Annotated in this window: 20 protein-coding genes; 17 read left to right on the top strand and 3 right to left on the bottom strand. The window is 59.3% G+C overall.

The window, feature by feature from the left end; all coding sequences use genetic code 11:
* Positions 1-224: 224 nt before the first annotated feature.
* The 4 genes from AC07X5_RS11205 to AC07X5_RS11190 are packed head-to-tail and all read left to right on the top strand — an operon-like array spanning position 225 to position 5493.
* Positions 225-3503, top strand: a complete 3279-nt coding sequence (locus AC07X5_RS11205; RefSeq protein ID WP_494770208.1) for a diguanylate cyclase domain-containing protein — start codon at positions 225-227, stop codon at positions 3501-3503.
* 58 nt (positions 3504-3561) lie between these two features.
* A complete protein-coding gene (locus AC07X5_RS11200) occupies positions 3562-4371 on the top strand; it encodes a hypothetical protein (protein ID WP_494770207.1) in 810 nt (269 codons plus the stop codon).
* On the top strand, positions 4368-4817 hold the full coding sequence (locus AC07X5_RS11195) for a hypothetical protein (protein ID WP_494770206.1): 450 nt from the start codon (positions 4368-4370) through the stop codon (positions 4815-4817). Before AC07X5_RS11200 ends, AC07X5_RS11195 begins: the two co-directional genes overlap by 4 nt.
* Before the next feature lie 34 nt (positions 4818-4851).
* A complete protein-coding gene (locus AC07X5_RS11190; protein WP_494770205.1) occupies positions 4852-5493 on the top strand; it encodes a VOC family protein in 642 nt (213 codons plus the stop codon).
* 230 nt (positions 5494-5723) lie between these two features.
* On the opposite strand, the gene AC07X5_RS11185 is transcribed toward AC07X5_RS11190, so the two are convergent.
* On the bottom strand, positions 5724-6698 hold the full coding sequence (locus tag AC07X5_RS11185; RefSeq protein WP_494770204.1) for a MurR/RpiR family transcriptional regulator: 975 nt from the start codon (positions 6696-6698) through the stop codon (positions 5724-5726).
* A 93-nt stretch (positions 6699-6791) separates the two neighbouring features.
* Here AC07X5_RS11185 and AC07X5_RS11180 point away from each other — a divergent pair, with 93 nt between their 5' ends.
* The 12 genes from AC07X5_RS11180 to AC07X5_RS11125 all read left to right on the top strand — a co-directional run bounded on the left by AC07X5_RS11180 (position 6792) and on the right by AC07X5_RS11125 (position 22124).
* Positions 6792-7889 (top strand): porin, encoded by a 1098-nt coding sequence (locus tag AC07X5_RS11180; RefSeq protein ID WP_494770203.1) that lies wholly within the window; start codon positions 6792-6794, stop codon positions 7887-7889.
* Positions 7890-7946: 57 nt separating this feature from the next.
* The gene (locus AC07X5_RS11175) at positions 7947-8720 is read left to right on the top strand and encodes a transporter substrate-binding domain-containing protein (RefSeq protein WP_494770202.1); all 774 of its coding nucleotides are present in this window, start codon (positions 7947-7949) and stop codon (positions 8718-8720) included.
* Positions 8721-8732: 12 nt separating this feature from the next.
* Positions 8733-9422 (top strand): ABC transporter permease, encoded by a 690-nt coding sequence (locus AC07X5_RS11170; protein ID WP_494770201.1) that lies wholly within the window; start codon positions 8733-8735, stop codon positions 9420-9422.
* A 3-nt stretch (positions 9423-9425) separates the two neighbouring features.
* Positions 9426-10139, top strand: a complete 714-nt coding sequence (locus tag AC07X5_RS11165) for an ABC transporter permease (protein WP_494770200.1) — start codon at positions 9426-9428, stop codon at positions 10137-10139.
* A complete protein-coding gene (locus tag AC07X5_RS11160; protein ID WP_494770199.1) occupies positions 10129-11244 on the top strand; it encodes a succinylglutamate desuccinylase/aspartoacylase family protein in 1116 nt (371 codons plus the stop codon). Before AC07X5_RS11165 ends, AC07X5_RS11160 begins: the two co-directional genes overlap by 11 nt.
* Before the next feature lie 32 nt (positions 11245-11276).
* Complete coding sequence (locus AC07X5_RS11155) at positions 11277-12050, top strand: ABC transporter ATP-binding protein (protein ID WP_494770198.1); 774 nt, start codon at positions 11277-11279, stop codon at positions 12048-12050.
* Positions 12051-12134: 84 nt separating this feature from the next.
* The gene (locus AC07X5_RS11150) at positions 12135-14480 is read left to right on the top strand and encodes a cyanophycinase (RefSeq protein WP_494770197.1); all 2346 of its coding nucleotides are present in this window, start codon (positions 12135-12137) and stop codon (positions 14478-14480) included.
* A 555-nt stretch (positions 14481-15035) separates the two neighbouring features.
* Positions 15036-15980 carry a helix-turn-helix domain-containing protein gene (locus AC07X5_RS11145; RefSeq protein ID WP_494770196.1) on the top strand — a complete coding sequence of 315 codons (945 nt, stop codon included), beginning with the start codon at positions 15036-15038 and terminating at the stop codon, positions 15978-15980.
* 112 nt (positions 15981-16092) lie between these two features.
* Complete coding sequence (locus tag AC07X5_RS11140) at positions 16093-17091, top strand: Bug family tripartite tricarboxylate transporter substrate binding protein (RefSeq protein ID WP_494770195.1); 999 nt, start codon at positions 16093-16095, stop codon at positions 17089-17091.
* A 28-nt stretch (positions 17092-17119) separates the two neighbouring features.
* Entirely contained in the window at positions 17120-17941 is an 822-nt protein-coding gene (locus AC07X5_RS11135) for an NAD-dependent epimerase/dehydratase family protein (RefSeq protein ID WP_494770194.1), read from the top strand.
* A gap of 27 nt (positions 17942-17968) precedes the next feature.
* The gene (locus AC07X5_RS11130) at positions 17969-18691 is read left to right on the top strand and encodes a ribonuclease activity regulator RraA (protein ID WP_494770193.1); all 723 of its coding nucleotides are present in this window, start codon (positions 17969-17971) and stop codon (positions 18689-18691) included.
* A 754-nt stretch (positions 18692-19445) separates the two neighbouring features.
* The gene (locus AC07X5_RS11125; RefSeq protein ID WP_494770192.1) at positions 19446-22124 is read left to right on the top strand and encodes a hypothetical protein; all 2679 of its coding nucleotides are present in this window, start codon (positions 19446-19448) and stop codon (positions 22122-22124) included.
* A gap of 112 nt (positions 22125-22236) precedes the next feature.
* Here the strand turns inward: AC07X5_RS11125 and AC07X5_RS11120 are convergent, their stop codons facing one another.
* Positions 22237-23037: a helix-turn-helix domain-containing protein gene (locus tag AC07X5_RS11120; RefSeq protein WP_494770191.1), complete on the bottom strand. Its 801-nt coding sequence runs from the start codon at positions 23035-23037 to the stop codon at positions 22237-22239.
* Positions 23038-23117: 80 nt separating this feature from the next.
* Between AC07X5_RS11120 and AC07X5_RS11115 the strand changes: the two genes are divergently transcribed.
* Positions 23118-24077 carry an MBL fold metallo-hydrolase gene (locus tag AC07X5_RS11115; RefSeq protein WP_494770190.1) on the top strand — a complete coding sequence of 320 codons (960 nt, stop codon included), beginning with the start codon at positions 23118-23120 and terminating at the stop codon, positions 24075-24077.
* A gap of 258 nt (positions 24078-24335) precedes the next feature.
* On the opposite strand, the gene AC07X5_RS11110 is transcribed toward AC07X5_RS11115, so the two are convergent.
* Positions 24336-25325, bottom strand: a complete 990-nt coding sequence (locus AC07X5_RS11110) for a sodium-dependent bicarbonate transport family permease (protein WP_494770189.1) — start codon at positions 25323-25325, stop codon at positions 24336-24338.
* Between the last annotated feature and the right edge of the window lie 49 nt (positions 25326-25374).

The raw sequence follows: 25374 nt of genomic DNA, 5'->3' as shown, positions 1-25374 counted from the left end.
GTACACGGCCGAAGTCGTCCACGGCCTGGCTGGCGCAGGGCGCGCGAGCCCCTCCATCCTACCACCGTGCAGCGCAGCATGCAGGCCGCAGGCCTGGCGTGTGCCCCGCCGGCGGCCCGCGCGCAAAGCACATGTGGGGGTTTGTCCTGTCTGGCGCAATCGCGGCCCCAGTCGTAACATGTTGTCACAAGACACGAGGGCAACCAAGACACGAGGGCAATCCAATGGCCCACATGGTGCGCGACCGGCATGCAACCACCTCCCTGGCACTGGGGGCGTTGGGAACCGCTTTTGCCTTCGTTCTGGTGCTGCGCTCAGCCTTCCCGCACCTGGCCCTGGGCAAGGGCATCGCCGACGCGCTGGAGCCCGGCATCCACGCCGCGCTGATCCTGCTGCTCCTGGGCGCCGCCCTGTGCCTGCGCGCTTTTCCCGACACCCACCGGCCGGCCCAGGCGGCTGCCTCGCTGCTGGCGCTGGCGGCCGGCCTGTACAGCGTGCTGGCCCTGTGGCGCGCGCTGGCGGGACACGATGCGGCGGCCGACCTGCCCGGCTTCATCACCGGCAGCAGCTTGCGCGCCCCAGGCGCCCACAGCCTCTCGCCCAATGGGGGCGTGGCCTTCATCGCGGGTGCCGCCGCCCTGTGGTGCGCCGCCCCCCTGCGCCGCACCCGGCAGCGGCGCGCCGGCCTGCTGGCGCTGGCGCTGCTGGCGGCCGTGGCCACGCTGGGCCTGGCCGGCCACCTGATGGGGCTGGAGCTGCTGTACCGCGTGGCCTCGCACAACCAGGTGCGGCTGAGCACGGCCGTGGCGCTGCTGGTGCTGGCTGCGGGCATCTGGCAGCTGCGCGACAGGGCTGCCATCGACCGGACACGCGATCCGCAGTGGCTGGAGCGGCGCATCACCTTCCGCGCCATCACCGCGCTCACGCTGGTGGCCGTGGGCGGGGGCATCGCGGGCTTTGTCGCGATGCGCGAGACCTTCGAGAAGTCGGTGCTGCAGGCCATGGAGCAGTCCGCCCGCACCTATGCGCTGGCGCTCGACGATGCGCTGCGCAGCAGCCTGGCACTGTCGGCCGCCGTGGGCGACCGCCCCGCGCTGGCCGAGGCCATGGCACGGCTGAACGCCTCGCCCCGCGACACCCAGGCCAGCGAGCAGTTGGATGCGCAGACGGCCGGCTTCCTCGTGGGTGGTGTGGACGGGGTGCGTTTTCTCGATGCGCGCGGGCACCTGCTGCGTTCGGCCGGGCTGTTCCTGGGCGACAGTGCGCGCTCCATCGAATCGCTGGATGTGGACGGACTGCAGCACGCCGAGCTGCGCTGGAACGCAGGCCATGTGCTGCGCACCGTGGTACCCATGCGCCAGGGCGGCACGGTGGTGGGCCAGGTGGTCTTGGAGCAGAAGCTTCGGCTGTTCGACAGCCTGATGGACCAGATGCGCCGCTCCACCGAGTCGGCCGACGCGGTGATCTGCCGCCGCCGCGCCGAGCTTGCCGCCTGCGCGCCGAGCCGGCTCTACGCCGCGCCCTTCACCGTGCCGCTGTGGACGGCGGCGGGCAAGCCCAGCCTGCCCATCAGCCTGGCGCTGCTGGGCCAGAGCGGGGTGAACTACGCCCGCGACCTGCGCGGCGTGCCGGTGGTGGCCGGTTACGGGCCTATCGGCAGCTACGGCCTGGGCCTGGTGCTCAAGACCGACGTCACCACGCTGTACGCGCCGCTGCGCGGGCAACTGCACCTGATCGCGCTGTCGGTGCTGGGGCTGGTGGCCGCCGGCACCTGGGCGCTGCGCGGGCGCGTGCGGCCCCTGCTGGCCACACTGGTGCAGGAACAGCAGCGCACCGCCAACATCCTGAACACCGCGGGCGACGCCTTCATCGCCATCGGGGCCGATGGCCGCGTGACCGACTGGAACCCCGAGGCCGCGCGCATGTTCGGCTGGAGCGCCGCCGAGGCCATCGGCCGGGATCTGGTGCAGTTGCTGGCGCCGCGCATCCCCCCGCACGCGCCGCTCACGGACTACACCCATCTGTTGGACCTGGGCCGCAGCCTGGCAGCGGGGCGCCCCACCGAGCTGCTGGGCCGCCACCGCAATGGCAGCGAGGTGCCGGTGGAGATGATGATGGCGGTGCAGTCCACCGCCAGCGGCCCCGTGGCCAACGCCTTCCTGCGCGACATCCGCGCGCGCCGCGAGGCCGAGCAGCGCCTGGCCCGCAGCGAGCAACGCCTGCGCGACGTGCTGTGCAACCTGCCGGCCGTGGTCTGCCATTTCGATGCCCGCCAGCGCTGCCTCTTCGCCAACGACTACGCGCTGCAGTCGCGCGGGCTCATCGCCCACCCGCAAGTCGGCCTGTACGCCCAGGAACTGCTGGGCGACGTGCAGTACGCGCTGCACCTGCCCTACCTGCTGGAGGCGCTGGCCGGCCGGCGCACGCAGTTCGAGGGCTGCGTGGACCACGAGGGCACGCCCCGGCACCTGCAAAGCCACCTGATCCCCGAGTTCGATGCCGGCGATGGCGAGGGCAGCACCGGGCCGGCGGTGGTGGGCTTTTACCTGATGTCCTTCGACGTCACCGCCGTGAAGGAGCTGCAACTGCGCCACGAGCGCACCGAGCGGCGGCTGCGCGCCATTGCCGACAACCTGCCGGTGATGATCACCTACATCGACCGCGCCCACCGGCTGCAGTTCCTGAACCACACCTTCGAGGAGTGGACAGGTCTTCCCATCGAACAGGCCCTGGGCAAGCCCCTGCCCGAGGTGATCGGCCCGGCCCTGTACGCCCAACGCGCCGACCCGCTGCGCCGCGCCCTGTCGGGCCAGCGCGTGCAGTTCGAGGTCGAATCCGAGACCCTTGGCAAACGCCGCATCCTGCAGACCGACTACATCCCGGACATGCAGGCCGTGGGCGAGGTGCTGGGCATCTATACGCTGACCACCGACGTGACCGCCATCCGCCAGTCCGAGCGCCGCATGAAGGAGCTGGCCATGACCGACACCCTGACCGGCCTGGCCAACCGGCGCCAGTTCGACATCCACCTGGCCGCCGCCCTGCAGGCCAGCCAGGTCTCAGGCACCGGCATGGCGCTGATGTTCCTGGACATTGACCACTTCAAGGCCATCAACGACACCTGGGGCCACGCCGCCGGGGACGCGGCCCTGGTCACCATGGCCAAGCGGCTGCAAGAGGCCGTGCGCAGCACGGACTTCCCGGCGCGCATCGCCGGCGACGAATTCGCCGTCGTGCTGCCCCACCTGTCGTCGTGCGACGAGGCCCGGACCGTGGCCGACAAGGTGCTGCAGGCCATCCGCGAACCCATGCCGATGCGGCAGCAACACAACATGCCCCGGCAGATGACCACCAGTGTGGGCGTGGCCTACCTGGCCCCCGGTGACGAGCCCGTGCGCCCCACCGACCTTCTTTTGGCCGCCGACCGCGCCCTGTACGCGGCCAAGCATGGCGGGCGCAATGCCTGCGCGGTGCATGTGGTGGATCTGCGGGAGCTGGGGTGAGGGGACGCATCGCGATAATGGGCATGTCGCTCCGAGATGACCCTCAATCCAGAAACCCATGCGCCCTGGCTGGAACCCTATCCGAAGAAACCGGAACATCGGCACGCCTGCCCAGGGCCACGGGGAGGACAACCGGCTGACTATCCCGGAGTCGTTGCACGACCGCAGCGTCTTCTACGAGCGCCTGGGTGCGTGCGCCACCTTCACGCAGCAGGTCAACGGCCACTACCTCCGATTTTTTGTGGAGCCTACCCGGACTGGCTGGTTCCACCCCTGCTCTGTCGAGGACGCGATGGAGATCCTTTCCCAGGTCCCCGCAGCAGACCTCGCGATCCTTGACTTCATCGTGATGCGCCAGCCCACGCGCAAGCAACGCATTCTGCGACCCGTGTGGGGGCGCGCGGTGTTCCAGTTCGAACTGGCACCCCATGCCGGCAGCGCCATCGTGCTCGAAGCGCAGCCCCTCGCACCCACCCTCTGGCGCAATTCACTAACGCCCGAAGACCGGCGCGAACTCGACCGGCTGCAGGCCGATGGCCACAAGGTCCACAAGACCCGGCGCACGATAGAGATCCGGCCCACGCCCGCCGCCCTGCGCAACACGGTGCTTTACCGCACGCTGCTGCACGAGCTGGGCCACCATATGGACTACAGGCGCTTTTCCGCGGACGAGTGGGACAGTCGCCCATCCCCGGAAAAGGAAGACTATGCACACCGCTATGCAAGCGAGCACGGTGCAAGGCTCCGGCAGGCAGGTGCGGCTCCGTTCGATCCGCAGTCAGACGCCGAGCTGCGGCAGGCGCATGGGTTGAGGGATGAGTGGTTCTGCGCCTTGACGGACGCGACGAATATCCGAGGATTGCAGTGAACGGCCCCACCATCTACAACGCCGACAGCCAGCCCCACGCGCTGCAGTGGCGCGCACTGGACGGCAAAGAACGTATACGCGCCGTGGTGCATTTTCACGTGCAACGCGGCATCGCAGTGCCACACCTCGAGTGGCACGCGCTGATGCATGTCAACATCGAGAACATGCTCCTGCCTGCACGCAGCCCAATGTCCCGCGCCCTGCAACGGCTGCAAGACCAAGGTGTTGGCCGACACGACGCCATCCACACTTTTGCGGCGGTCACGCTCGCCCATCCGGTGGACGACCTCATGGGAGACCCTCGGCTGTCTCCACGCGAACGGCAGCTGGCTTTCAACAGTGCCATCGATGCGCTCACCCGTGCGCAATGCCACAGCTATGTGGACAAGGCCCGGAAAATGTTCAATCTTGGCTTGTCATTCGATCGAGCCCATGCGAACGCCTGACGCGCTCCATCGGCCACACCAGCCGACAAAGCCCATGCTCACCCTCGACCATCTGACCCTCATCGCGCCCTCGCTCGAAGAAGGCGTGGCCCATGTGCGCGATTGCCTGGACATCGACATGCCCTCTGGCCGCAAGCACCCCGACATGGGCACGCACAACCACGTGCTGCGGCTGGGCGACGATGTGTACCTCGAAGTCATCGCCATCGACCCCACCGCCCCTGCCCCGGCGCAGGCGCGCTGGTTCGGGCTCGATGACAGGGATGCAGTGCGGGCAGCCTGGGACAGCGGCCGCCGCCTGCGCGGCTGGGTGGAACGCACGCAGCAGATCGACGCGGTGCTGGCGCAGCACGGGCACCTGCTGGGCCGCAAGACCCAGCTGTCTGCCGGGGCTGCGCCGCCCTACTTCTTTGCGATCCCCCCGGGCGGCGGTTTGCCACTCGCAGGCCTGGCACCATCGTTGATCGACCGGGGCCAGCGCCCTCCCCCGGTCGCGCCAATGCCGGACCTGGGCGCGCGGCTGCACCGCTTCACCATCGAGCACCCCGACCCCGGCAGCGTTGAGGCGCTGTACGAATTGCTCGGCATAGCGCGCGCGCCTCATGTACACAAGGGAGATGACTGGCGCTACCGGGCAGAGATAGAGACGCCCGGCGGAATGAGGTGTTTGTACTGACCAGGGCCTGTTCAGCGGAGCCGATGCGCTGGACGGCAAGACACCAACGCAGACCATGCAAGTGAATCGCACCTGGGGATTCAACATCTCGGGCCACCGATCAGATACCACTAGTTGATGAAGCGAACGTGCATTGATTTTCGATTCGCCCACGTGCTCGTCACTGATATGGGGCCGCTAGGTGCGTGTGTTGCGCATATCGATACTCCCGTGTATCACTCGCCTACTTTCTACAGTTGCAGCGGGTTGGGTGACGACGAACGAGCATCTTTCACCAAGTAGTCAGCAATCGCATCGGTCAATTTTTGCGCCTGCTCCACATGGTTCTGACGGCTGACCATCATCGAGGTCACCAATGCTTCGATAACAAGCAGCGCTGCAACCGAGCTGCTCGACATCACCGGATGGACGGCGGGAGCCAACAGCGTGTCGGTAGCGATGGCAACCAGCGGGGATGCCATCGAATCCGTGATGGCCACAATCCGGGCACCACGCTCGCGCGCGTAGCGCGACTGCAGAACTGCATCGGCTGCATAGCGTGGAAATGAAATGGCGATGAGCACATCGCCGCTTTGGATGTTCATCAGCCTCCCAGCAGCAACTTCGGTACCGCCGTACTCGACCACGTTGATGAGCTGAGGGCAAAACGGTTGCAGGCCTAGAGCGAGGATGGCAGCCAAGTGGGCGCTAACCCCAAAACCCAGCGTGTAGACAGTCCGCGCGTTCGACATCGCGGAAACCAGCTCGCCCAACCGACCGACTTCAGTGCTCGCCGCAGCAGACCGAAGGTTGAGCAGCGTCGACTCGATGCTTTCGGCCACCACAGGGTTGTGACCTGAGCTATCGACACTGCTTCTCTGTACGGCGCCGCGCAGTTTTTCTACTGGTCGAAATACGGGCTGCAGGACGCCTTGAAGTGCCTCGGCAATAGCTGCTCTCATGCTGGCAAAACCTGAAAATCCCAGCGCCTTGGCAAACCGGGTCAGTGTGGCAGTGGATGTTTCAGCTTGACTCGACAGCTCCTCAATGCCCCACGCCGATACACGCACTGGATTGCGAAGCAGAAATTCCGCAATGCCCTTTTGTGACGAACTGCCGTGCTCCATAAGCTCGCGCAGTCGCAGTCCAATTTCAGAGCGCCCGAAGCCCTCTTCGGGCGACTGGACAGAAGACAAATTAAGGGTTTGTTCGGATTTTTTCACCATTGCAGTTTATGAAAATTTTCTTACACTACGACCCAGGGCATGCAAGCCCGACAAAAGAAAGCTTTTTAACCCTTACATAGGTTTCCAGACACCATGAGACGCCTCATCCTGACGCTCGTATCTTTTGCAGCGGCCGCATCCTCGGGCTCTGCCGTCGCCCAGTCGACGCTGACGATGTTCGGCGTGGTCGATACCGCCATTCAACATATTAAGGGCGGTGACGCCCATGTAACGCGTCTGTCATCGGGCGCGCTCAACGGAAGCCGGTTGGGGTTCAAGGGGGTCGAAGACCTGGGCGGGGGACTGAGCGCTGCATTTCACCTAGAGGCTGGACTGAACACCGACTCAGGTTCTGGACGACGCACAAGCACTGACAACGTGACGAATACGGCGGGCCAGGCAATCACCTTCAACAGGCGCTCAACCGTAGGCCTCAAAGGAGGATTCGGTGAAGTCCGGCTGGGGCGGGACTACACGCCAGTTGCAGACAACCACACCGACTATGACGTGTTCGGCAACTCCGGGATTGGAGATTCCAGTTTGCTCACCCAGGCCTTGGCCATTGGGCTGGTTGCCGGCGGCGGCGTAAAGACGGACGTGCGTGCATCCAACAGCATAGGGTACTTTCTCCCAGGTAACCTGGGAGGTATTTTCGGCTATGCGATGCATGCGGTCAGCGAAACGGCAAACGGGTCACCCGAGGGCTACAAAAAGGGCGACGGTGCACACACAGGTGCCCGGATCGGCTACGAAAACGGCGGGTTGAACGTGGCTGTTGCCTACGGTAAAACAAAGCTGGCGGCGCAAAGCAACTTGGACAACATCCACGTGGGCGCCTGGTACCGGATATCACCACTTCAGCTCTTCGGACAGATGAGCAGGGAGCGAACCCGGATTGACGGGCAGCGACATGTCAACGACGCGGCCTCCATCGGTGCAATCTATGTGCAGGGCGTGAGCCAGTTCAAGGTAGAGATCACCCGCTCAGTCATTCAACGTGCGATGGGCGAGGATTCTGCGGCCACGATGTTTGCGCTGGGCTATCAGTACGACCTGTCCAAACGAACGGCCTTGCACGGTGCTGTTTCGTTCATCCGCAACAACGATCGCGGCATCTTCGACCTGGCGGTGCCCGTGCGTGCCGGACAAAACGCTTCCGGCGTGCAAGTCGGAGTCCGTCACCGTTTCTGAGTCCCTTTTCACTCATCCCCTTGGTTCCTAACAGCAAACCCTCAACAGGAGAGTCCCATGCGCAGAGTCGCCCTAGTCACACTACTCATTGCCAGCCTGGTCGCGCCCGCAGCGATGGCCCAGTCGCCCGAATGGAAAAAAATCCGCATTGGTGTGGAGGGCAACTACCCGCCATTTTCCAAGCTTGGCGTAGACGGCAAACTCTCTGGATTCGACATCGACATAGCAATGGCTCTGTGCGCCAAGTTGCAAGCAGAATGCACGTTGGTACAGCAGGAATGGGACGGCATGATGCCGGCCCTGAACGCCAAAAAATTCGACATGATCGTGGCCAGCATGACGATTAGCGAGGAGCGCAAGAAGGCTGCTGACTTCACCGATCCTTACTACGATGTGCCCTCCCGATGGATCGCAAAAAGCGGGACCGTCTCAGGAACTTCCCCCGCCGCGCTGAAGGGCAAGAAGATCGTAGTCCTGCGCAACAGTCCTCGCGCAAAACTGGTGGCAGACCAGTACAAAGACAACGAGATTCTGTTGGTTGCAAAGGAAAGCGACGTCTATCTTGAGCTCGCCAATGGACGCGCCGATGTGGGACTTGGATCCTCTGTGGTTTCTGCAGAGGCCTTCCTCAAAAAGCCCGAAGGAAAAGGTTTCGAGCAAGTCGGTGAGCTGATCCGAATCGGTGGCGATGGGGGCGTGGGCATCGCCGTGCGCAAAGGCGACTCGGGACTTCGAGACAAGCTCAATACGGCACTCAAGGGCATCAAAGCCGATGGCACCTACAAAAAGCTCAACGACAAATACTTCGATTTCGACGTCAGCGGCAGCTGAGCGATACGCCCCATGCTTTTTCACGGTTACCTCCCAGCAATCGTAGAAGGCGCCGGCCTGACACTTCGGGTCGCTGGCGTGTCGCTTGCGATTGCGTGCGTATTCGGCATGGCCGGTGCGATCGCAAAACTGTCAGGCTCTTGCGTGGCCCGAGGCATTGCACAGGTCTACACCACGCTCATCCGCGGCCTTCCTGAACTGGTGTTGATGTTGCTGATCTTTTATGGCGGGCAACTTCTCTTGAATCAAATCGCAGAGGCTCAGGGCTGGGGTTACATCGACGTCGACCCGTTTTCGGCGGGAGTCCTCACGATCGGCTTCATTTTCGGCGCGTACCTGACCGAGACCTTTCGAGGAGCGATTCTCGCGATCCCTCGCGGGCAATCCGAGGCAGCAACAGCCTTTGGCCTCACTCGCTCGCAGACTGTCAGGCGCATCGTGGTTCCGCAAATGGTGCGCCATGCGATTCCGGGGTTCAGCAACACCTGGCTGGTGATGGTCAAAGCATCCGCGCTGGTTTCGATCATAGGCCTGGACGACATGGTTCACCGAGCGAGTCTCGCCGCAGCAGCGACAAGGGAGCCTTTTACCTTCTACCTTGCAATTGCGGGCATTTACCTGGCCATCACGAGTGTGTCGATCTGGCTGCTTTCTCGACTTGAAGCGCGCTACAGCTTGGGTGTACGCAAAACGGAGTTTTGAGGTATGGATCTTCAAGTCATCTGGGACAGTGTTCCTCAATTCATGTTGGGTCTGCGGACGACGCTTTTGCTTTTGGTCCTGAGTTTGATAGCGGGTTTCGCTCTCTCCATCCCACTGGCTATCGCCCGCGTTTCGAATCGTGTCTGGCTCTCCAGACCAGTTTGGCTCTTCACGTATGTGATTCGCGGCACGCCGCTGCTGGTGCAGCTCTTTTTGCTCTACCACGGTCTGGCACAGTTTGAGATCGTCCGCGAAAGTGCTGCGTGGGTGTTTCTCAAAAGCGCATGGTTCTGCGCTTGGCTCGCCTACGTGATCAACACCACGGCATACACCACGGAGATCTTTGCTGGGGCACTCCGGGCCACGCCGGTGGGTGAGGTAGAGGCTGCCCGGGCCTACGGGATGTCGGGCTTCACTCTGTACCGCCGGGTTCTTTTGCCAGGTGCGCTGCGCCGAGCGCTCCCACAGTACAGCAACGAAGTGGTAGGGCTCATGCATGCGACCGCCATCGCAAGTACTGTCACCCTCGTTGATATCACCCGCGTGGCGCGTGACGTCTACGCAAACCATCTCGTGGTTGTTGAATCGTTCGGGGTTGCCGCGCTGATCTACTTCGTGTTGACCTTTGCTATCGCAGGCTTGTTCAAGCTGCTTGAGCGGCACTTCCTTGCCCACCTGCGTCCTCAAACACAGCCTTCCTCTTCTCATGCACACTGACAACGTCAAGCTGATGCCGCTGGCTCCGGGCACCCAGATCAGCTTTCCAGTAATTCGCTTCGGCTCGCCGGGCGCGCGTCCCAAGGCTTACATCCAGGCCGCATTGCACGCGGATGAGGTGCCAGCCATCCTGGTGGCCCAGGCGCTCAAGAGTCTGCTCCGAGCCGCGGAATCAAAAGGTGAACTGATAGGAGAAGTTGTCCTTGTGCCATCGGCCAATCCCATCGGCCTGGCCCAGCATCTCCATGGACAGCACCATGGCAGATTCGATCTGCACGATGGCGGCAACTTCAACAGGGACTACGTCGAACTTGGCGAGCTGGCTGCAGCGAAGCTAGAGGGCCGGCTGGGTGGCGACGTTGAGGAGAACACGCGCTCGATCCAAGCGGCCCTGCGCGAAGCGGCTCTGGCGCTTACCGCGTGTTCGACCACGCGCGATCTGAAGAACCAGCTGCAAGCGTTGGCTGCGGATGCAAACCTGGTGCTCGACCTGCATTGCGACTCCGAGGCACGCCTGCACCTTTATGCATTACAGGCGCAGGCAGATATCGCCATGGAGCTAGCGGCTTTTTTGGGGGCAGAAGCCGTGCTCCTGGCCAACGAGGCAGGGGGAACCCCCTTCGACGAAGCGTGCTGTCGTCCATGGCTGGTGGTGAAGGAACGCTTTGCATCGCACCCAATCGATGTGGCTTGCTTTGGAGCCACTGTTGAGCTGCGCGGCCAGACCGATACATCGCACGAAATGGCGGGCAAGGACGCTGAAGCGCTCATGAATTTTTTGCGCGTGCGGGGTGTGCTATCAGGCTCGAAACCACCCATCCCCGACGCGCAATGCGTGGCTACGCCGCTTTCTGGCTCGGAGCCCATCAGTGCTCCCCATGCGGGCGTGGTTGTTTTCCGCGCGAGTCTGGGACAGCAGGTTGAGGCAGGCGATCTGATTGCTGATCTGGTCGATCCGCACACCGGACATGTCACGGGAGTTCATTGCCAATCAGCAGGACGCATCTATGCCGCCTGTGGCAGCCGTTGGGCCTATGCCGGAAAGCGTTTGGCGAAGATTGCCGGCGTGTCGCTGGTTCGAACCGGCAAGCTGCTGAGCCCTTGAGCCAAGTACATCATTTCATTCAAGCATCCACAATGACTGCACACATTCAGCTACTGGCCGATGGCATCCACAAGCGCTATGGCAACAACGAGGTACTCAGGGGCGTTGGCCTCCACGCTCATGCCGGCGATGTCATCTCGATGATTGGCTCCAGCGGATCAGGCAAGAGCACCTTCCTACGTTGCCTGAACCTACTTGAGCAACCCAATGGCGGCCACATCGCGTTGGATGGCGAAACGCTGCAACTGGTGCCCGATGCAGGCGGGCAACTGCGCGCAGCCGATCCGGATCAGTTGCAGCGCTACCGCAGCAAAGTGGCCATGGTGTTCCAGCACTTCAACCTATGGGCTCATATGACGGCAATGCAGAACGTGATGGAAGCACCGCTGCGCGTGCTTCGCTTGAGCGAGACGGAGGCCCGCGAGCGCGCGCAGTCGTGTCTTCAGAAAGTGGGGGTGTACCACCGCAAAGATGCGTTTCCGGCCCATTTGTCCGGGGGCGAGCAGCAACGTGTGGCAATTGCCCGCGCACTGGCGATGGAGCCGCGCGTCATCTTGTTCGACGAACCGACTTCAGCGCTCGACCCGGAGCTCGTGGGAGAAGTTCTGCGTGTCATGCGTTCGGTGGCCGAGGAAGGTCGCACGATGATCGTGGTCACCCATGAGATGGACTTTGCACGGGAAGTCAGTAACCACGTTGTTTTCCTGCACAAGGGGGTCATAGAGGAACAAGGCGCTCCCGACGAGGTGCTTCTGCGTCCCCAGACACCGAGACTGCAGGCGTTTCTCTCCAACAGCATCAAGTGATCAGTTGCACAAGGATCGCCCATCCGGCCCATCCCTTCAAGCTGCTGTGCCGACCATCGCCAGCAGGACAACCGAGATGAATCCATGGCTTTGCGAGAGCATGTACCGTTGTCACCGGCTTCCGGGGATGAAGACCCGCTATGGGGAAGCGTTGCGCATTGGGTAGTCGCCAACTTGGAATATCAGACGTCCTCTGGATTCCGTGGACGCACTGACGTGCAAGGCGGGTTCTACTACCGCGCCGGTGACTCCATCCGTTTCAAAATCGGCAAGCTCCTGCTGGGGGAGAGCCAAGCTGCTGCGAGTATCACTCTGCTAGACATCGTGCCAGGCGCCATGGATCTGTCAGATCAGCGGGTTGTGAAGTTGTTGCAGGTGCTTCATGCACTCAGCGTAGACCACGATCCGTTCGATAGGGTGCAAATTCCAGAGCTCGCTCATAGCCGCTTGCTTCAATTGCCCGACACCCTGTTTCTGAGTGAAGTTGCCAACATTGAGACAGACATCCTGGGCATAGCTTGTGAAGCTCCACGGCCCGCGCTGGTCTTGCCGGAGGTAGCACTGGCGCGGTTCGCAAAGGTGCTTGCAGCCCTGGAGTCACGACGCATCATCGACGGCATGCCTCAGGTCAGGAACATTGCTATTGGCGGGAATTTGAAGACCTGCTCAAGTTGCAATGGAGAGGCCCATTGCACAGAGCCCTGGGGTGACATCCTTGCCCAAGATCCGGCGTTTTCGGGCCTGAGTGCGGACCAAATTCAATTCGGCCTTGAGCGCCATAGGCCCAGCTTCACTTACAGCATCGACGCACAGCGAATAGCTGCCTGGACTGGGCTTCCCCCATCGCTGGTGCGACCTGATGTCCAAGAAACCATAGCGAACAGACTTCAGGAGCGCTTGCGCAGCAGCCCTGAAGGTGTCTCGCGGCTGCTTTTCGATGAGTTCGACGGTGCACCCCGAGCACCGATTCAACTGCAGGGCTCCGACGAAGGTGCGCATCTGCAGGCGCCCATCACTGCCGGGCTCAACATTGCCGAAGTGGCGGCAGTACGAGAGACGTTCGTGGATCGGTTGCCCACTTCCGGTACGAAGCGCAAGATGGAAGTTCGCAGCGTCGCTTTTCTTGCAGACATGGACTCCGTGGACATATACCGTGAGTTCGTTCGTTGCGCGACCAATGCCGCGGGCGGCCGAGTTCCTCGAGTTGGCTTGGTCACTGCCTCGGCAGACAACCCGTTCAATGACCGCGATGTTCACTACTACGCGCTCAAGTCGGCTGGGGCAGATGTGGTGTGGCTCCCTTTCAGCGGCGGCCTGCGCCACGCAATTGACAGTGGGGACTGCAGCAACGTGCACATTCACTACACGGCTTTCGCCAACACTGGATCGGCGGGAGGCCACTTCCACATGGACATGCTGTTTCCCGACTTGGCGGAACAGCAGCGAGACTACTGCGCCAACGGTGGTACAGCGCTCAACGCGCAACTGCAGCGACTCAATGGCATCTTTTTCTCCGGCGGTGACCAGTCCCGCCATCTGGAGAGCTTCATTTCGCGCGACGGCAGTGGATTCCATGCTCGGCCCAGCCCGCAGCTTCAGGTGTTGCGGGAACGCTTCCAGGCGGGACGCATGGTGGTCGCCGGTACCAGTGCTGGCGACTCAATCCAAAGTGGTGGCAGTTGGAGAGGCAAGCCCGTGCCCATGATCGGCGGGGGAGAATCCCTGGCAGCCTTGGCCAATGGTTTTGCGGCAGGCCATGGTCCTGTGGCAGAAGGATCTGAGCGCACAGGAAGCTTCTATCCAGCAGGCGGGTTGGGATTCTTCAACTTTGGCCCGCTTGACTCGCATTTTTCAATCCGTGCACGCGAAGGTCGCCTGATACGGCTTGTCAAGGACAGCGGTATGGATTACGGCTTTGGAGTGGATGAGAACACTGCACTTGTCGTGAGTGGACCCGGCTCCCAAGGACACAGCACCATGACAGTGCTGGGCGAGGGCGGCGTTTTTATTGTTGACGTGCGTGATACGGATAACGAAGCCACGCGCGATGGCCCTTTCCAGATCAGTGGGGTGCGCATCCACTACGTTACCGCGGGGGACCGCATTCTTATCGATGCAACAGGCCACCTCTGCGTCCAACTCTCGGTCACCAAACCGCTACTTGCCGAGAATGCTTCCTCACCTGTAGTTCTGCGCCACTCAATACAGGACTACGGTTCGGCCAACTTCCTTCGCATGACAAGGGCAATGGGAAGCACCGGTGCGACCAGTGCGCTGGGTACCACCAAAAGTCTTAATGGAGCAAATGGAACGGACTTTGACTTCCGGGTGACCCGCACTTCTGAATCTGAGTTCCGCGGTGTTGAAGGCGGGAGTATCAGTTACTCAAACTTGGCCCTGGAAATACGACCGTCTCTGCGGGTACCTTAAGCCCGGAGCGCTTCCACATGGCCATCACAGGGCAACGTCAAGACCGTCGTCATCGACCAGGTGGGCATAACCACCTGCGAGGAGCCCGGTGCAGTGCCCGACGGGCAACACTCCTGGAGCGGCATGAAGCTTTACACCGAGGGTAGAGTGGTGGATTGTTTCCAGGCAAAGGGCAAGACTATGGACGTCTACTTGGATGACTTCGAGATCTGGATCAATCGTCGACCCGAAAGCTTCGTGCTCTGAATTTACAACAGGATGCAGGACATGAGAGCGCAAAGCTGGTGTAGTGAGCCCTCGGTTGCAACTGTTCAACTTCATTCGTGTCACGGTTTTCCCAAAGAGTCCATAGTTCTTTTTCTACTACTGGGCCGGCCTCAGTAAGAGCTGTAGGAGAGCTCTCTTCAGTGGCTGGAAAGTGGCTTAGCCTGCCAAGGCTGGTATGGTCGCCGGATGAATCCCACCGCATTTGCTGCTGGAACCGTCACAGGAGGCTCGTTGCCGACATCACGCTGCCGACAAACAAGGCAGAATTCATGAGTTCCGTTGTTGCACATGTTAATGTGTATCGAAAATGGGAGGCCGTGCACTGCGTTGTTCTCTCACTACTCCAGGCATTCAGAGATGACCGCTAGAGAGATTCCCAGCTTCGGGTACAAGCCAGAAGATTTCAAAAAAGTCCCGTTCGTTTTTGAGATGTCTCGCTTGGGGACTCCGAGCGCAGGCCCGCGCAGGTTCGCGCACCGTCATAGCTATTTCCATTTGCTGTGGCTGACCGGAGGAGCTGGCGTGCACGTCATCGACTTTGAAGGTTTCGCACTCAGTCCGCCATCAGTCTTCTTTGTTGCACCTCACCAAGTGCACTTTTGGACCTCCGACACGACACCTTCAGGCTACTCAATCAAATTCAACGCTGCATTCATGCAGCGCATCGCAGAGAGCAGCGAGGCGTTCAAGCAGCTTCCGTTTGGAGCTTCCGACAGAGCCCCTGTCGTGTATCTAGGTGCAGAGCCTGCTCGCCAACTCGTCCCTCAACTTGAGGCAGTGCTGGTAGAGAGTCTGCTAGAACATCGATGGCGCGAGGCCATGCTCCTGGCCCAAATGCAGACTCTGCTGATCGCCCTGATTCGGCTCGATAGCGTAAAAGTGACCAGTGAAGTTCCATCGCGCCATGCGGCGATTGCCCGCAAGTTCTCTGAACTGGTAGAGGCGCACTTCACGACAACGCGCAAAACGGACGATTACGCTCAAATGCTAGAGATATCGACGGGGGCCTTGAACGACACACTCCGTCGAACGAGGGGCCGCACGGCGTCGCAACTCATAACCGAGCGGCTGACCCTGGAAGCCAAGCGCCGCTTGATTTTTTCGGGAGCCCCAGTCGGTGACGTTGGCGTTGAACTGGGATTTGATGATCCCGCCTACTTCGCACGGTTCTTTCGAAAAAACGCAGGGATGACACCTGCGGAATTCCGCCGCACACACGAAGTTCGTGGATGAAATCTCCCTCGTCCTTCAAATAGTACCAGCCAGACGCTGCACTGTCCTAACAGTACTTGACGCTTGACTCCTAGCATTGGAGCTCCTTATCCAATGCCATCAGGAGACAAAAATGAAAAGATCTGTACGGATTGCCTTGAGCAAGGCGGTCCTGTTCGCCGCTGCCGGAATCCTGACCAACACCGCATCCCTGCCTGCCCTCGCACAGAGTTTCCCGGAGCGTCCCTTGGCGCTTGTGGTCGGGTTCCCCGCAGGAGGCTCAACAGATTCGGCAATGCGGGCCGTGGCTGATGAAATGTCGAAAGCGCTGGGACAACCCGTCACTGTGGACAACCGCGCTGGTGCGGGAGGGTCGATTGCAACAAGGTATGTGGTGGGGGCACCAGCAGACGGCTATACGTTGCTGACCGCAGGCCTGCAACTAGCAACAGGACCTCACCTCAACAAAGTACCTTACAACCCGACGAGTGATCTCACAATGGTCGGGCAACTGGCAAACGTCCCCGTTTTGCTGCTTGTAAAAGGCGACAGTCCCATCCAGTCGGCTGCAGATATTTCCGTGGTTGCCAAAAAGACACCTGACGGTATCACCGTCGCTTCAGGCGGCATGGGCACAACGGGACATTTCGGGAGCATTCTCCTCGCCAATAGCTTGAGGACCCAGACCCTCCATGTTCCGTTCAAGGGCGGCGCGCCTGGCCTGCAAGCCCTCGCATCTGGCGAGGTAGACCTGATGTTTGATCAGATGTCAGGCTCAATGCAAGGCCTTATCCAAGCGGGAAAAGTACGCATCGTTGCGGTCATGCAGAACAAGCGGGTAGCGTCTTTGCCCAACGTAAAAACCGCAGCCGAGTTCGGTATCCCTTTGGAGTCGCCGCTGCAAGGCTGGCAAGGGATTGCGGTGCGCTCAGGCACCCCACCAGCCACGGTGCAAAAACTACGCACCGCCTTCCTTTCGGCGGTCAACACATCGGCGATCAAAGCCAAGGCAGATCAGCTCGGTCTAGATCTGGACACCGCCAAATCGACTGAAGAGTTTCAGCGCTTCTACCTTGCCGAATTGGAGAGGTGGGGAGCTTTCATCAAAAAGCATCACATCACCGCGCAATGACGGAGCGAAAACACTTCAAAGGACACACATGACCAAAAGAATTTTACTGACCGGCGCAGCAGGAAAGCTGGGTAGACGGCTGCGTGCGCCCTTGGCGGCCCGTTACCCCAAGCTGCGCTCATCGGATATCCAAGAGCTCTTCGCAAGTGCGCCCAACGAAGAGCATGTTCACTGCGACCTCTCCGACGCAACCAGTGTTCGACATCTTGTCGAGGGAGTTGATGCAATAGTCCATTTCGGTGGCTATCCACGGGAAGCGGACTGGGACACGATCATTCCCGCCAACATCATTTCCACGACCAATTTATGGGAGGCTGCTTTAAATGCCGGAGTTCGCCGGATCATCTATGCCAGCTCCAATCACGTTATCGGATTTCACCCCGTTGAGCGTTTGATTGGCGTAGACGCAGAGCTCAAGCCGGACTCACGATATGGCGTGTCAAAGGCCTTCACTGAGACAGTGGCAAGGTTTTACTACGAAAAATTCGGTCTCGAATCGCTCGGTCTACGCATAGGCCGATGTGAGGATCGGCCCACGGACTCGCGAATGCTGTCCACGTGGATTCATCCAGATGACCTGGTGCAGCTCGTCGTGAGAGGCATAGAGGGGCCGGTCAAATCAGATGTCATCTATGGAGTTTCGCGCAACTCAATGAGCTGGTGGAGCAACGATGGTGCAGTTCAATTGGGATACATCCCAGTCCATAGCGCCGATGACTATCTGCAAGAAATCCAAGCCAACACTGAGGCTGCGGCGAAATCCAACTGGCGATATCAGGGTGGTCCATTCGCGGACGCTCAGTATCTTGGCTGCCCCGATCGAGCAGCGACATTCTCGCGAAGCGCGTAAGACATCATCACTAACTAGACCAAAACCATGAACTCTCTAGACATCGATTCCGAATTGCGCACGACACTCATGAAGACATCCGCAGCAAGCATCAGCACGCAGCTGATACGCCGCGGTCTGCGCAACGTAGCCATTCGAGGCGTGCGCCCGCTGAATCCAGAATTACCACCGATGGTGGGGCCTGCATTTACCTTGCGCTATGTACCTGCGCGGGAGGACTTGGATGCATATGGTTCTGGTGGCGATCCGGAAAATGTTCAACGACAAGCAATCGAGGTCGCTCCTTCTGGCCATGTATTCGTGGTGGACTGCAGAGGCATATCGGACATCGCGGGAATCGGCTCAATCCTTGGAAGGCGCCTGCTCGAGCGCGGGCTTACCGGCATCGTTCTTGACGGGGGCGTGCGCGATACCAACGCGCTCGCTCAAACGCAAATGCCTGTGTATTGCGCCGGGCCATCTGTTCCGCCCAACTATGCGGGGCACCATGCGGCTGACATGAATGTTGTCGTGTCGTGCGGCGGAGTTGCTGTCTATCCGGGAGATATCGTCTTCGGAGACTGCGAGGCAGTGGTGGTCATTCCGCGTCATCTTGCGGCAGAGATCGCGGCCGACGCCGCTGAAATGGAGCGCCGAGAACGTTTTCTTTTCGCTCAGATCGAGGAGGGTAGTTCGATCAATGGCGTATATCCGCCGAGCGAAGAAACACTTCGTCGTTACGCTGCCGCTCGCGAACAAGGAATTGCCTGAAATTTTCAAGCGCATGGAAGACGCCATGACTATGACATCACCCTGCTCGCCACCGCGACATGGGGTGCGCTGTTGGCTACGTATGCCATCGCAGAGCCGAAGCAATTGCTATTACCGCAAACGAGAACAAAAGGTGAAATTCGAAACGTTTCCGTGGTGGTCGTCCCAGCTGGCCCACCAGACAGTGTGTCGATCTTCGATCTCGCAAGTGCTTTACCAAGACTCGTTGCTGAGGTTTCGGTACCAGTAGCCGTTATCGGGCAATCCCAGTCAATCGCTCTGTCACCTGACTTGTGAAGCATCTCACTTGATGCAACTGAAAATGAAAGGAGTATGGGTTCAAGCATTTATCAAATTAGTACTATATTTCACAACCCTGTGAAATAGCGACTCAACGCTAGAGACTATTCTGAAGATTTTACAGGTTTCATTTTACCGGCGTGTATTCTTGTGCGCCTGTCGGCTATCCCTCAGTGTTATACGAGGGAGCATGGCTACCTTAAAATTCATATCCACGGCATCCATGCCAATAACCAACGCTCGCGGCTGGCTGCATTTACAAGATGCCGTCAGCAGTACGTAAAACGCACCCTAATCTGGGTATCGCGATAACGACTATATTCCTATGCTCAAAAAATCAACCGCCGTAAAATGCACGTGCGCCCTAATTCTGGCGTTTGCATTAGTGCCCCAAGTTGAGGCTGCGGCTCCCTACGTAAGAGGAGCCGGCCCCTGTTTTGACAGAACAAGTGGCTTGAACGTACATTATCAGCTAAACCTCGCCGAACAAAGTCCAGGCAAAAATATTGATGTGTATGTCGGTGCGCATTATTTTGGTCTATGGGCGTTCTTGGATAGGAACGGTAATTGGTCAATGTACGACCCATCTAGTAATGCTATTCCACCAAAGGCGCATATAGCCATCGACCTTTCCCAAGGTATGACCATAGCAAGCGTCATCAATCATAGCGTTTCCAGGACGGGAATTATGCTGCCTTCGATTCTACCGGGACTTCAGTTCATTGCTGGTTTCGGTGATTCGGGCGCTGACAGTTTTCAAAATCTTCTATCGCGTGGTCAGTTCGGAGTGCTGGGGCAGGTCACGGGAAAGGAAGTGATTTCGGATAGCTGTGCTCTGTCCCATGCTACCGTCTTTCAACAGAAGGAAGTTTCTGGAGAGGTGAGAAGTTACGCATTTAATGGTTCATTCGTGAGTGTAGTTAGTCTCGCTCCGATTAGACCAAGCGTACCTACACCCCCCCCTCCTAGCGACCCTATAGATACCCAGCTGCCGCCAATCAATCCTTCTAGTCCCAACACATCCCAGGCGCTCAAAGTTCAATGTCGACAAATCGACGAGTCTATTGCGGGCGCTGGGCCATCAGTTAATGGTGCGGCTGTCCGTCCGAAAGGACCGATTGCGCTGCCAGCTGGGCGCATAGACGCGCATGCAGTTAGCAGTGAGGAGCTGGCTATCACGTGGAAAATGCCCTTTCGAACAACCGACTCGGTCAAAATTAGCCGCAAAATCGCAACAACCGGGGCTTGGACGCAACCTTTTGCTGTTGCAGGAGGGAGCAACTTTTGCATAGATGCAGATGTGGAGCCGGGCCAGTCATATGACTATCGCATTGAAATTAACGGCAACGCCTCAAGTAAAATTACTAAGGAAATTCGAGCAAATATCCCGCGCAAAACTGGGCGCCCAACGCTTTATTACGTGGATGCCTGCAACTTTATCCCTGGCAATGCCGATGCAGGCAACGGGAGTAAAGCCAACCCATGGAAAACGCTTCAGAGTGCAGCCAACAACCTAACGGCTGGAGACACAGTGCTAGTGAGAAATCGTAAAGATTGCTCTGCGCCTACTGTGTACAAGACAGCACCGAATGCCAATGGAAGACACAGGTTCGCGGTTCTGGAAATCTCAAACTCTGGGAAGTCCTTGAATGATCTTGCCACGGGGGGGCCAAGATCTGGCACACCAACGTCATGGATCACCTATCGTAACTATCCGGGAGAAACTCCTCTGATCGAAACGGCGAAGGGTGGAAGTACTTCAGCCTCTGCGGGCAACTACCATGGTATTTCGATTCGAAATGCCTCTTATATTGTCATCGATGGTTTTCAGATCGCTGGGCATTTGGGGCAGATTTCTACAAGTGAGGCGTCTCAGCTAAATGCAAATTTCAGAAATGAGTTTAGAGAGAACTTGGTGCGTGCGGCTGCAACTCCTCCACTTCCCGCACTGAGGAATCACCCAATCACAGCTATTCTCGACTCGAGCGGGATTACCGTCGGTAAGGGCGATCAAGGCCCCGAATACAGTATGGAACTCACTCATCATGTTATTGTACGAAACAACGTAATACACGACCACCCTGGTGGAGGTATAAATTCTCTCTTCTCGGATTATGTAGTTTTCGAGAATAATAGTGTCAACAATGTCTCTTGGCTGTCTCCATACGGTGCATCAGCATTGAATATGTTTCGATCAAAGGACGTTGAGCCGGTGATTTCCCAGACGGTTCCCGTTCCTGCGTCCAGGTACGATGGATCGAAAGTACGGACCGATATTTACAAAATGGTCATCAATGGAAATATTGCACTCAACACTGGCAATCTTTTCCCATGCGAGTGTGCTAGCTACAAGAAGGCGACGGATGGAAACGGTCTTATCCTTGATCAGCTAGCCAGGGACAACGGGCCTTATCGTGTAAAAAATGAGCTGAGGCCAGGGGGCGTCTTGGGAAACTACGTGATTCCTATCGATGATTATTTTCTTCCGGCCTATCGCGGCAGAACACTGATTGTCAATAATGTTATTGGATCCAATGGCGCAAGAGGCGTTCATGTCTTTCAGTCCTCAAAAACTGACGTTATAAACAATACCATCTTTAAAAATGGAACTCAAAAAGGATGGATTTATCCAGCTAGCTACATCAATGCAATCACTGAAAAGCTGGACTCCAACACCATCGATATAGCGGAGGGAGATCTTACTTCCGTCATGTCGAGCCAAGTTGGGATGTATAACAACTTGGTGGAGACATCTCAAGGGAGCGCGCCGTATTTAATTAATTTCGGTAACACTACCCTAAAAAATAAAGACCAAGAAACTGTCGAAGCTAAAGGAAATGCATTTTTTGGTGAAGATAGCGCTGCGGCTTCTGTCAGAGAGACGAATCTCACCAGCGTTATTGATTTCAATGGCGGAAAAAACTCCTTGGCCAATCCGGTGCTGAAAAAAGACGGAAACGAAAACCTGTATCTGACGCTAGGAAGGGGTGCGATAGATGCTGGAGTGCCCGTCGGTGGAGTAGCGTTGTGGCACTCGTCCACTCTCAACTTTATTAATCCATTCGACAAAGATTTCGCTGGGTTTGACCGTCGAAATGGTACAGCGCTTGACGTGGGAGCCCGGGAGCACTAAGAGAGGCGTCTTTTATTACCCTTAAGGCACCGCGCAGACATAGCTCGAAATAAGTACTCTGTGCGGGCCTGTTATCTCCTTCGGCTGTCGCCTGCTCTTTTATGTTGAAATTCTAGTCACGTGCGGCCCGATAATATGGCCGAAAATACCGCGCTGGCGTGTCGCCGAACGCCTGTTTGAAAGCTGTGATGAATGCCGATACATCTTGGTAGCCGACATCTACTGCCACCTTGGTCACGCTTTCACCCTGACTCAACTGTTGCATCGCCTTGAGCAGGCGCAATTGCTGGCGCCATTGAGCAAATGCGAGTCCCGTTTCCTTGACGAACAAGCGTGCGGCCGTGCGTGACGACATACCACATGCTGAGGCGAGCTCTTCAAGAGTAGTGCGGTCGGCTGTGTGTGCCTCCAGGTGCTCCGTGAGCCGTGCCAGACGTGGATCCGAAGGGGTCGGCAAGTAAGAGGGTACAGCGGCCATATGCGGAAGTCGGTCAAGCACGACGTTCATCAGTCGTTGCTCTGGTCCGTCCAGGGGATAGTTGGTGCCGTACTCGGCGGCCTCGGCCAGTAGCGCATCGAGCAGACGATCAACGGTCACCACGCTAGGCGATGCGGGCGCAAAGGCCTCGCCAGGAAAAACGTAAAGCGTGCGCAACGAGACGGGTTTTGGCGCTGAAGCCTTGTGGAGCATTCCCGCCGGTATCCAGACACCACGGTGGGCCGGCGCGATCCATAGACCTTGCACCGTGCGGCTGGTCAGCATGCCCTCACGGGCGTAGATGAACTGCGCGCATCGATGCGAGTGCCAATGCCCGTCAAACGCCGGGTACCGGTCGGAAACTACGAACACGCCTCGCGAGGATGCGTCTGGGTCGATCGGATTCAGTGGACCCAGGATTGTCGTTTTCACCATATTTTTTGTCAGTATGCGCCGAGACAGCCACAGAGGTCGAATTTACCTTATGGGTTCTTCCACTTCATCTGTTTTTCATCATGCAATTTCGTACCGCCATCTGCTTTCAATGCGCAGCGCTCGCCCTGTCGCTATCCGTCTCCAGTCCTGATGTCAATGCAGGCACCGTCAACGTCTTCACGTCCGACCCGGCAGGTTTCAACACCCATTCAGTTTGGTACGACGACGGCCGGGAAATCACGGTAGTTGATGCCCAATTCACACCGGCGCATGCTCGCGCGTTGCTTGCGGATATCCGCATCAAGTCGAAGTCGCCGGTGACGCGCGTCATCGTCACCCATCCCAACCCTGACAAGTTCAACGGCCTCTCGGTCTTCCACCAGGAAGGCATCGAGAGCGTCGCGTCCGATAAAACAGCCCAGGCCATGGCCGGGACCGACTCCTACAAACGCTATTTCTGGGTGAACATCGCCAAGGCATTCACCGACGTGACATATCCACGCATGGAGCCGGTAAAGACCACCTACTCGGGACGCCGCCGCATTGACCTCAAATCGGGGGAAACCATCACCCTGTTCGAACTGAACCAGCCCGGCATCTCCAGCAACCAGACCGTGGTTCGCTTCGACGCGACCGGCGACCTTGCCGTCGGAGATCTGGTGCACACACGCAACCATGCTTGGCTTGAAGGCGGGATCGTTCAGGGCAAGCCGGTGCCCACGCTGTCCGGATGGAAGGCCGGCCTCAAGGACCTTTTGAAGTTGGGCACAGGTCGGGTGTACGGCGGCCGCGGCCAGTTCGCTCCGGTGCTGCAGGCGGTGACCGAGCAAATTGCTTACCTGGACAAAGCCGACGCCATCGTCGACGCCTACATCGCCAACCTGGGCGCCAAGGTGGGAGAGCTGTCGGATCCCGCCAAGCAGGGTGCCCATTTCAAGGCCATTGAGGCCGAACTGGAGAAGACGTTCCCCGGCTATGCGATGCCCGAACTGGTGAGCTACAGCGTCTACGGCCTCGTGCAACAGAAGCTGGCCAAGTAGTTCTTGGGGCGCCAAGGCAGGACCGTCGTCACAGGAGACGCACCTGCCTATGGCCAACTGATCAAATGGGAGCGACTGCACACATCATGTTTACGCATCGATGACCCCGCTGCGCTGTCTGAAACACAGCCACTTCTGACCCGAAACAACTGTCGGAGGACAGGCTGTCGGCGGCTTGAAGCTTTGACACCGCAGCCTCTTGTGCCTCCCTCATTTCGGCTCGGATGCGTGATCAGCTCTTGACGGTGAAAAAGCACATTACAGCATGAGCCGGGCCATCCATTGGTACAGCGGAATGCCCACCAGCAGGTTGAAAGGGAACGTGATGCCCAGCGACAGCCCGATGTAGACGGCGGGGCGCGCTTCCGGGACGGCATGTCGAAGCACGGCGGGCACGGCGATGTAGGAAGCGCTGGCCGCCAGCACGGCGAGCAGGGTGGCGTCATCGGCCCCCACCCCTGCCACCCGCGCGAGTGCCAGCGCCAAAATGGCATGCACCACCGGCCCCAGCACCGCGTAGGCAAAGAGAGACGGGGCCAGCGAGCGCAAGCCCGCCATCTGGCGCGCAGTCAGCAGGCCCATGTCCAGCAGAAAAAAGGCCAGCAAGCCTTTGAACAGGTCGCCGGTGAACGGCTGCATCGCCTTCGCCCCGGCGGGGCCCGATACCAGGCCCACCAGCAGGGCGCCCACCAGCAGCACCGTGCCGCCGTCCGTGAGGGCTTCGCGCAGCACGCCCGCCAGGCGCGGCTGCGCATGGCCGATCGCCATCGCCGCGGCGCCAGAGCCCCCAGACGCCATGCCCTGGGTGCGGGCCCACTGCGCCCCCACCAATGCCAGCACGATGGCCGGCGACTCCATCAAGGCCATGGCTGCAGCCATGTACCCGCCACCGGGATTGCCCTGGGACTCCAGGATGTGCGCGGCGGTCACGAAGGTCACGGCACTCACGCTGCCGTAGGTTGCCGCCACGCTGATGGCGTCCAGCGGAGGCAGCGCACGCTTGAGAAACTGCCAGTCCAGCAAAGGGATGAGGATGGCCAGCAGCACGGCGCACCCGAGGGCCGCCACGACAGCCGCCGTCACCCCGGTCTGGCCCAGCGCGAAGCCGCCCTTCAGGCCCAGGGCCATCAACAGGTACAGCGAGAGAAATCGGGACAGGGGTGGCGGCACCTCCAGATTGGAGCGCAGCAGCCCGGCGGCAACGCCGAGCACGAAGAACAGGATGGCGGGGTCCAAAAGAATGTCCATGGCGGCGAATGGTATGGACAATGGGCAATCGAGGAAAATCAATAGTATC

This window comes from Acidovorax sp. GW458-11-26-14-TSB4, from assembly GCF_059423865.1.
The sequence above is the reverse complement of the archived record's forward strand: the minus strand, read 5'-3'. Positions and strand labels throughout refer to the sequence as shown.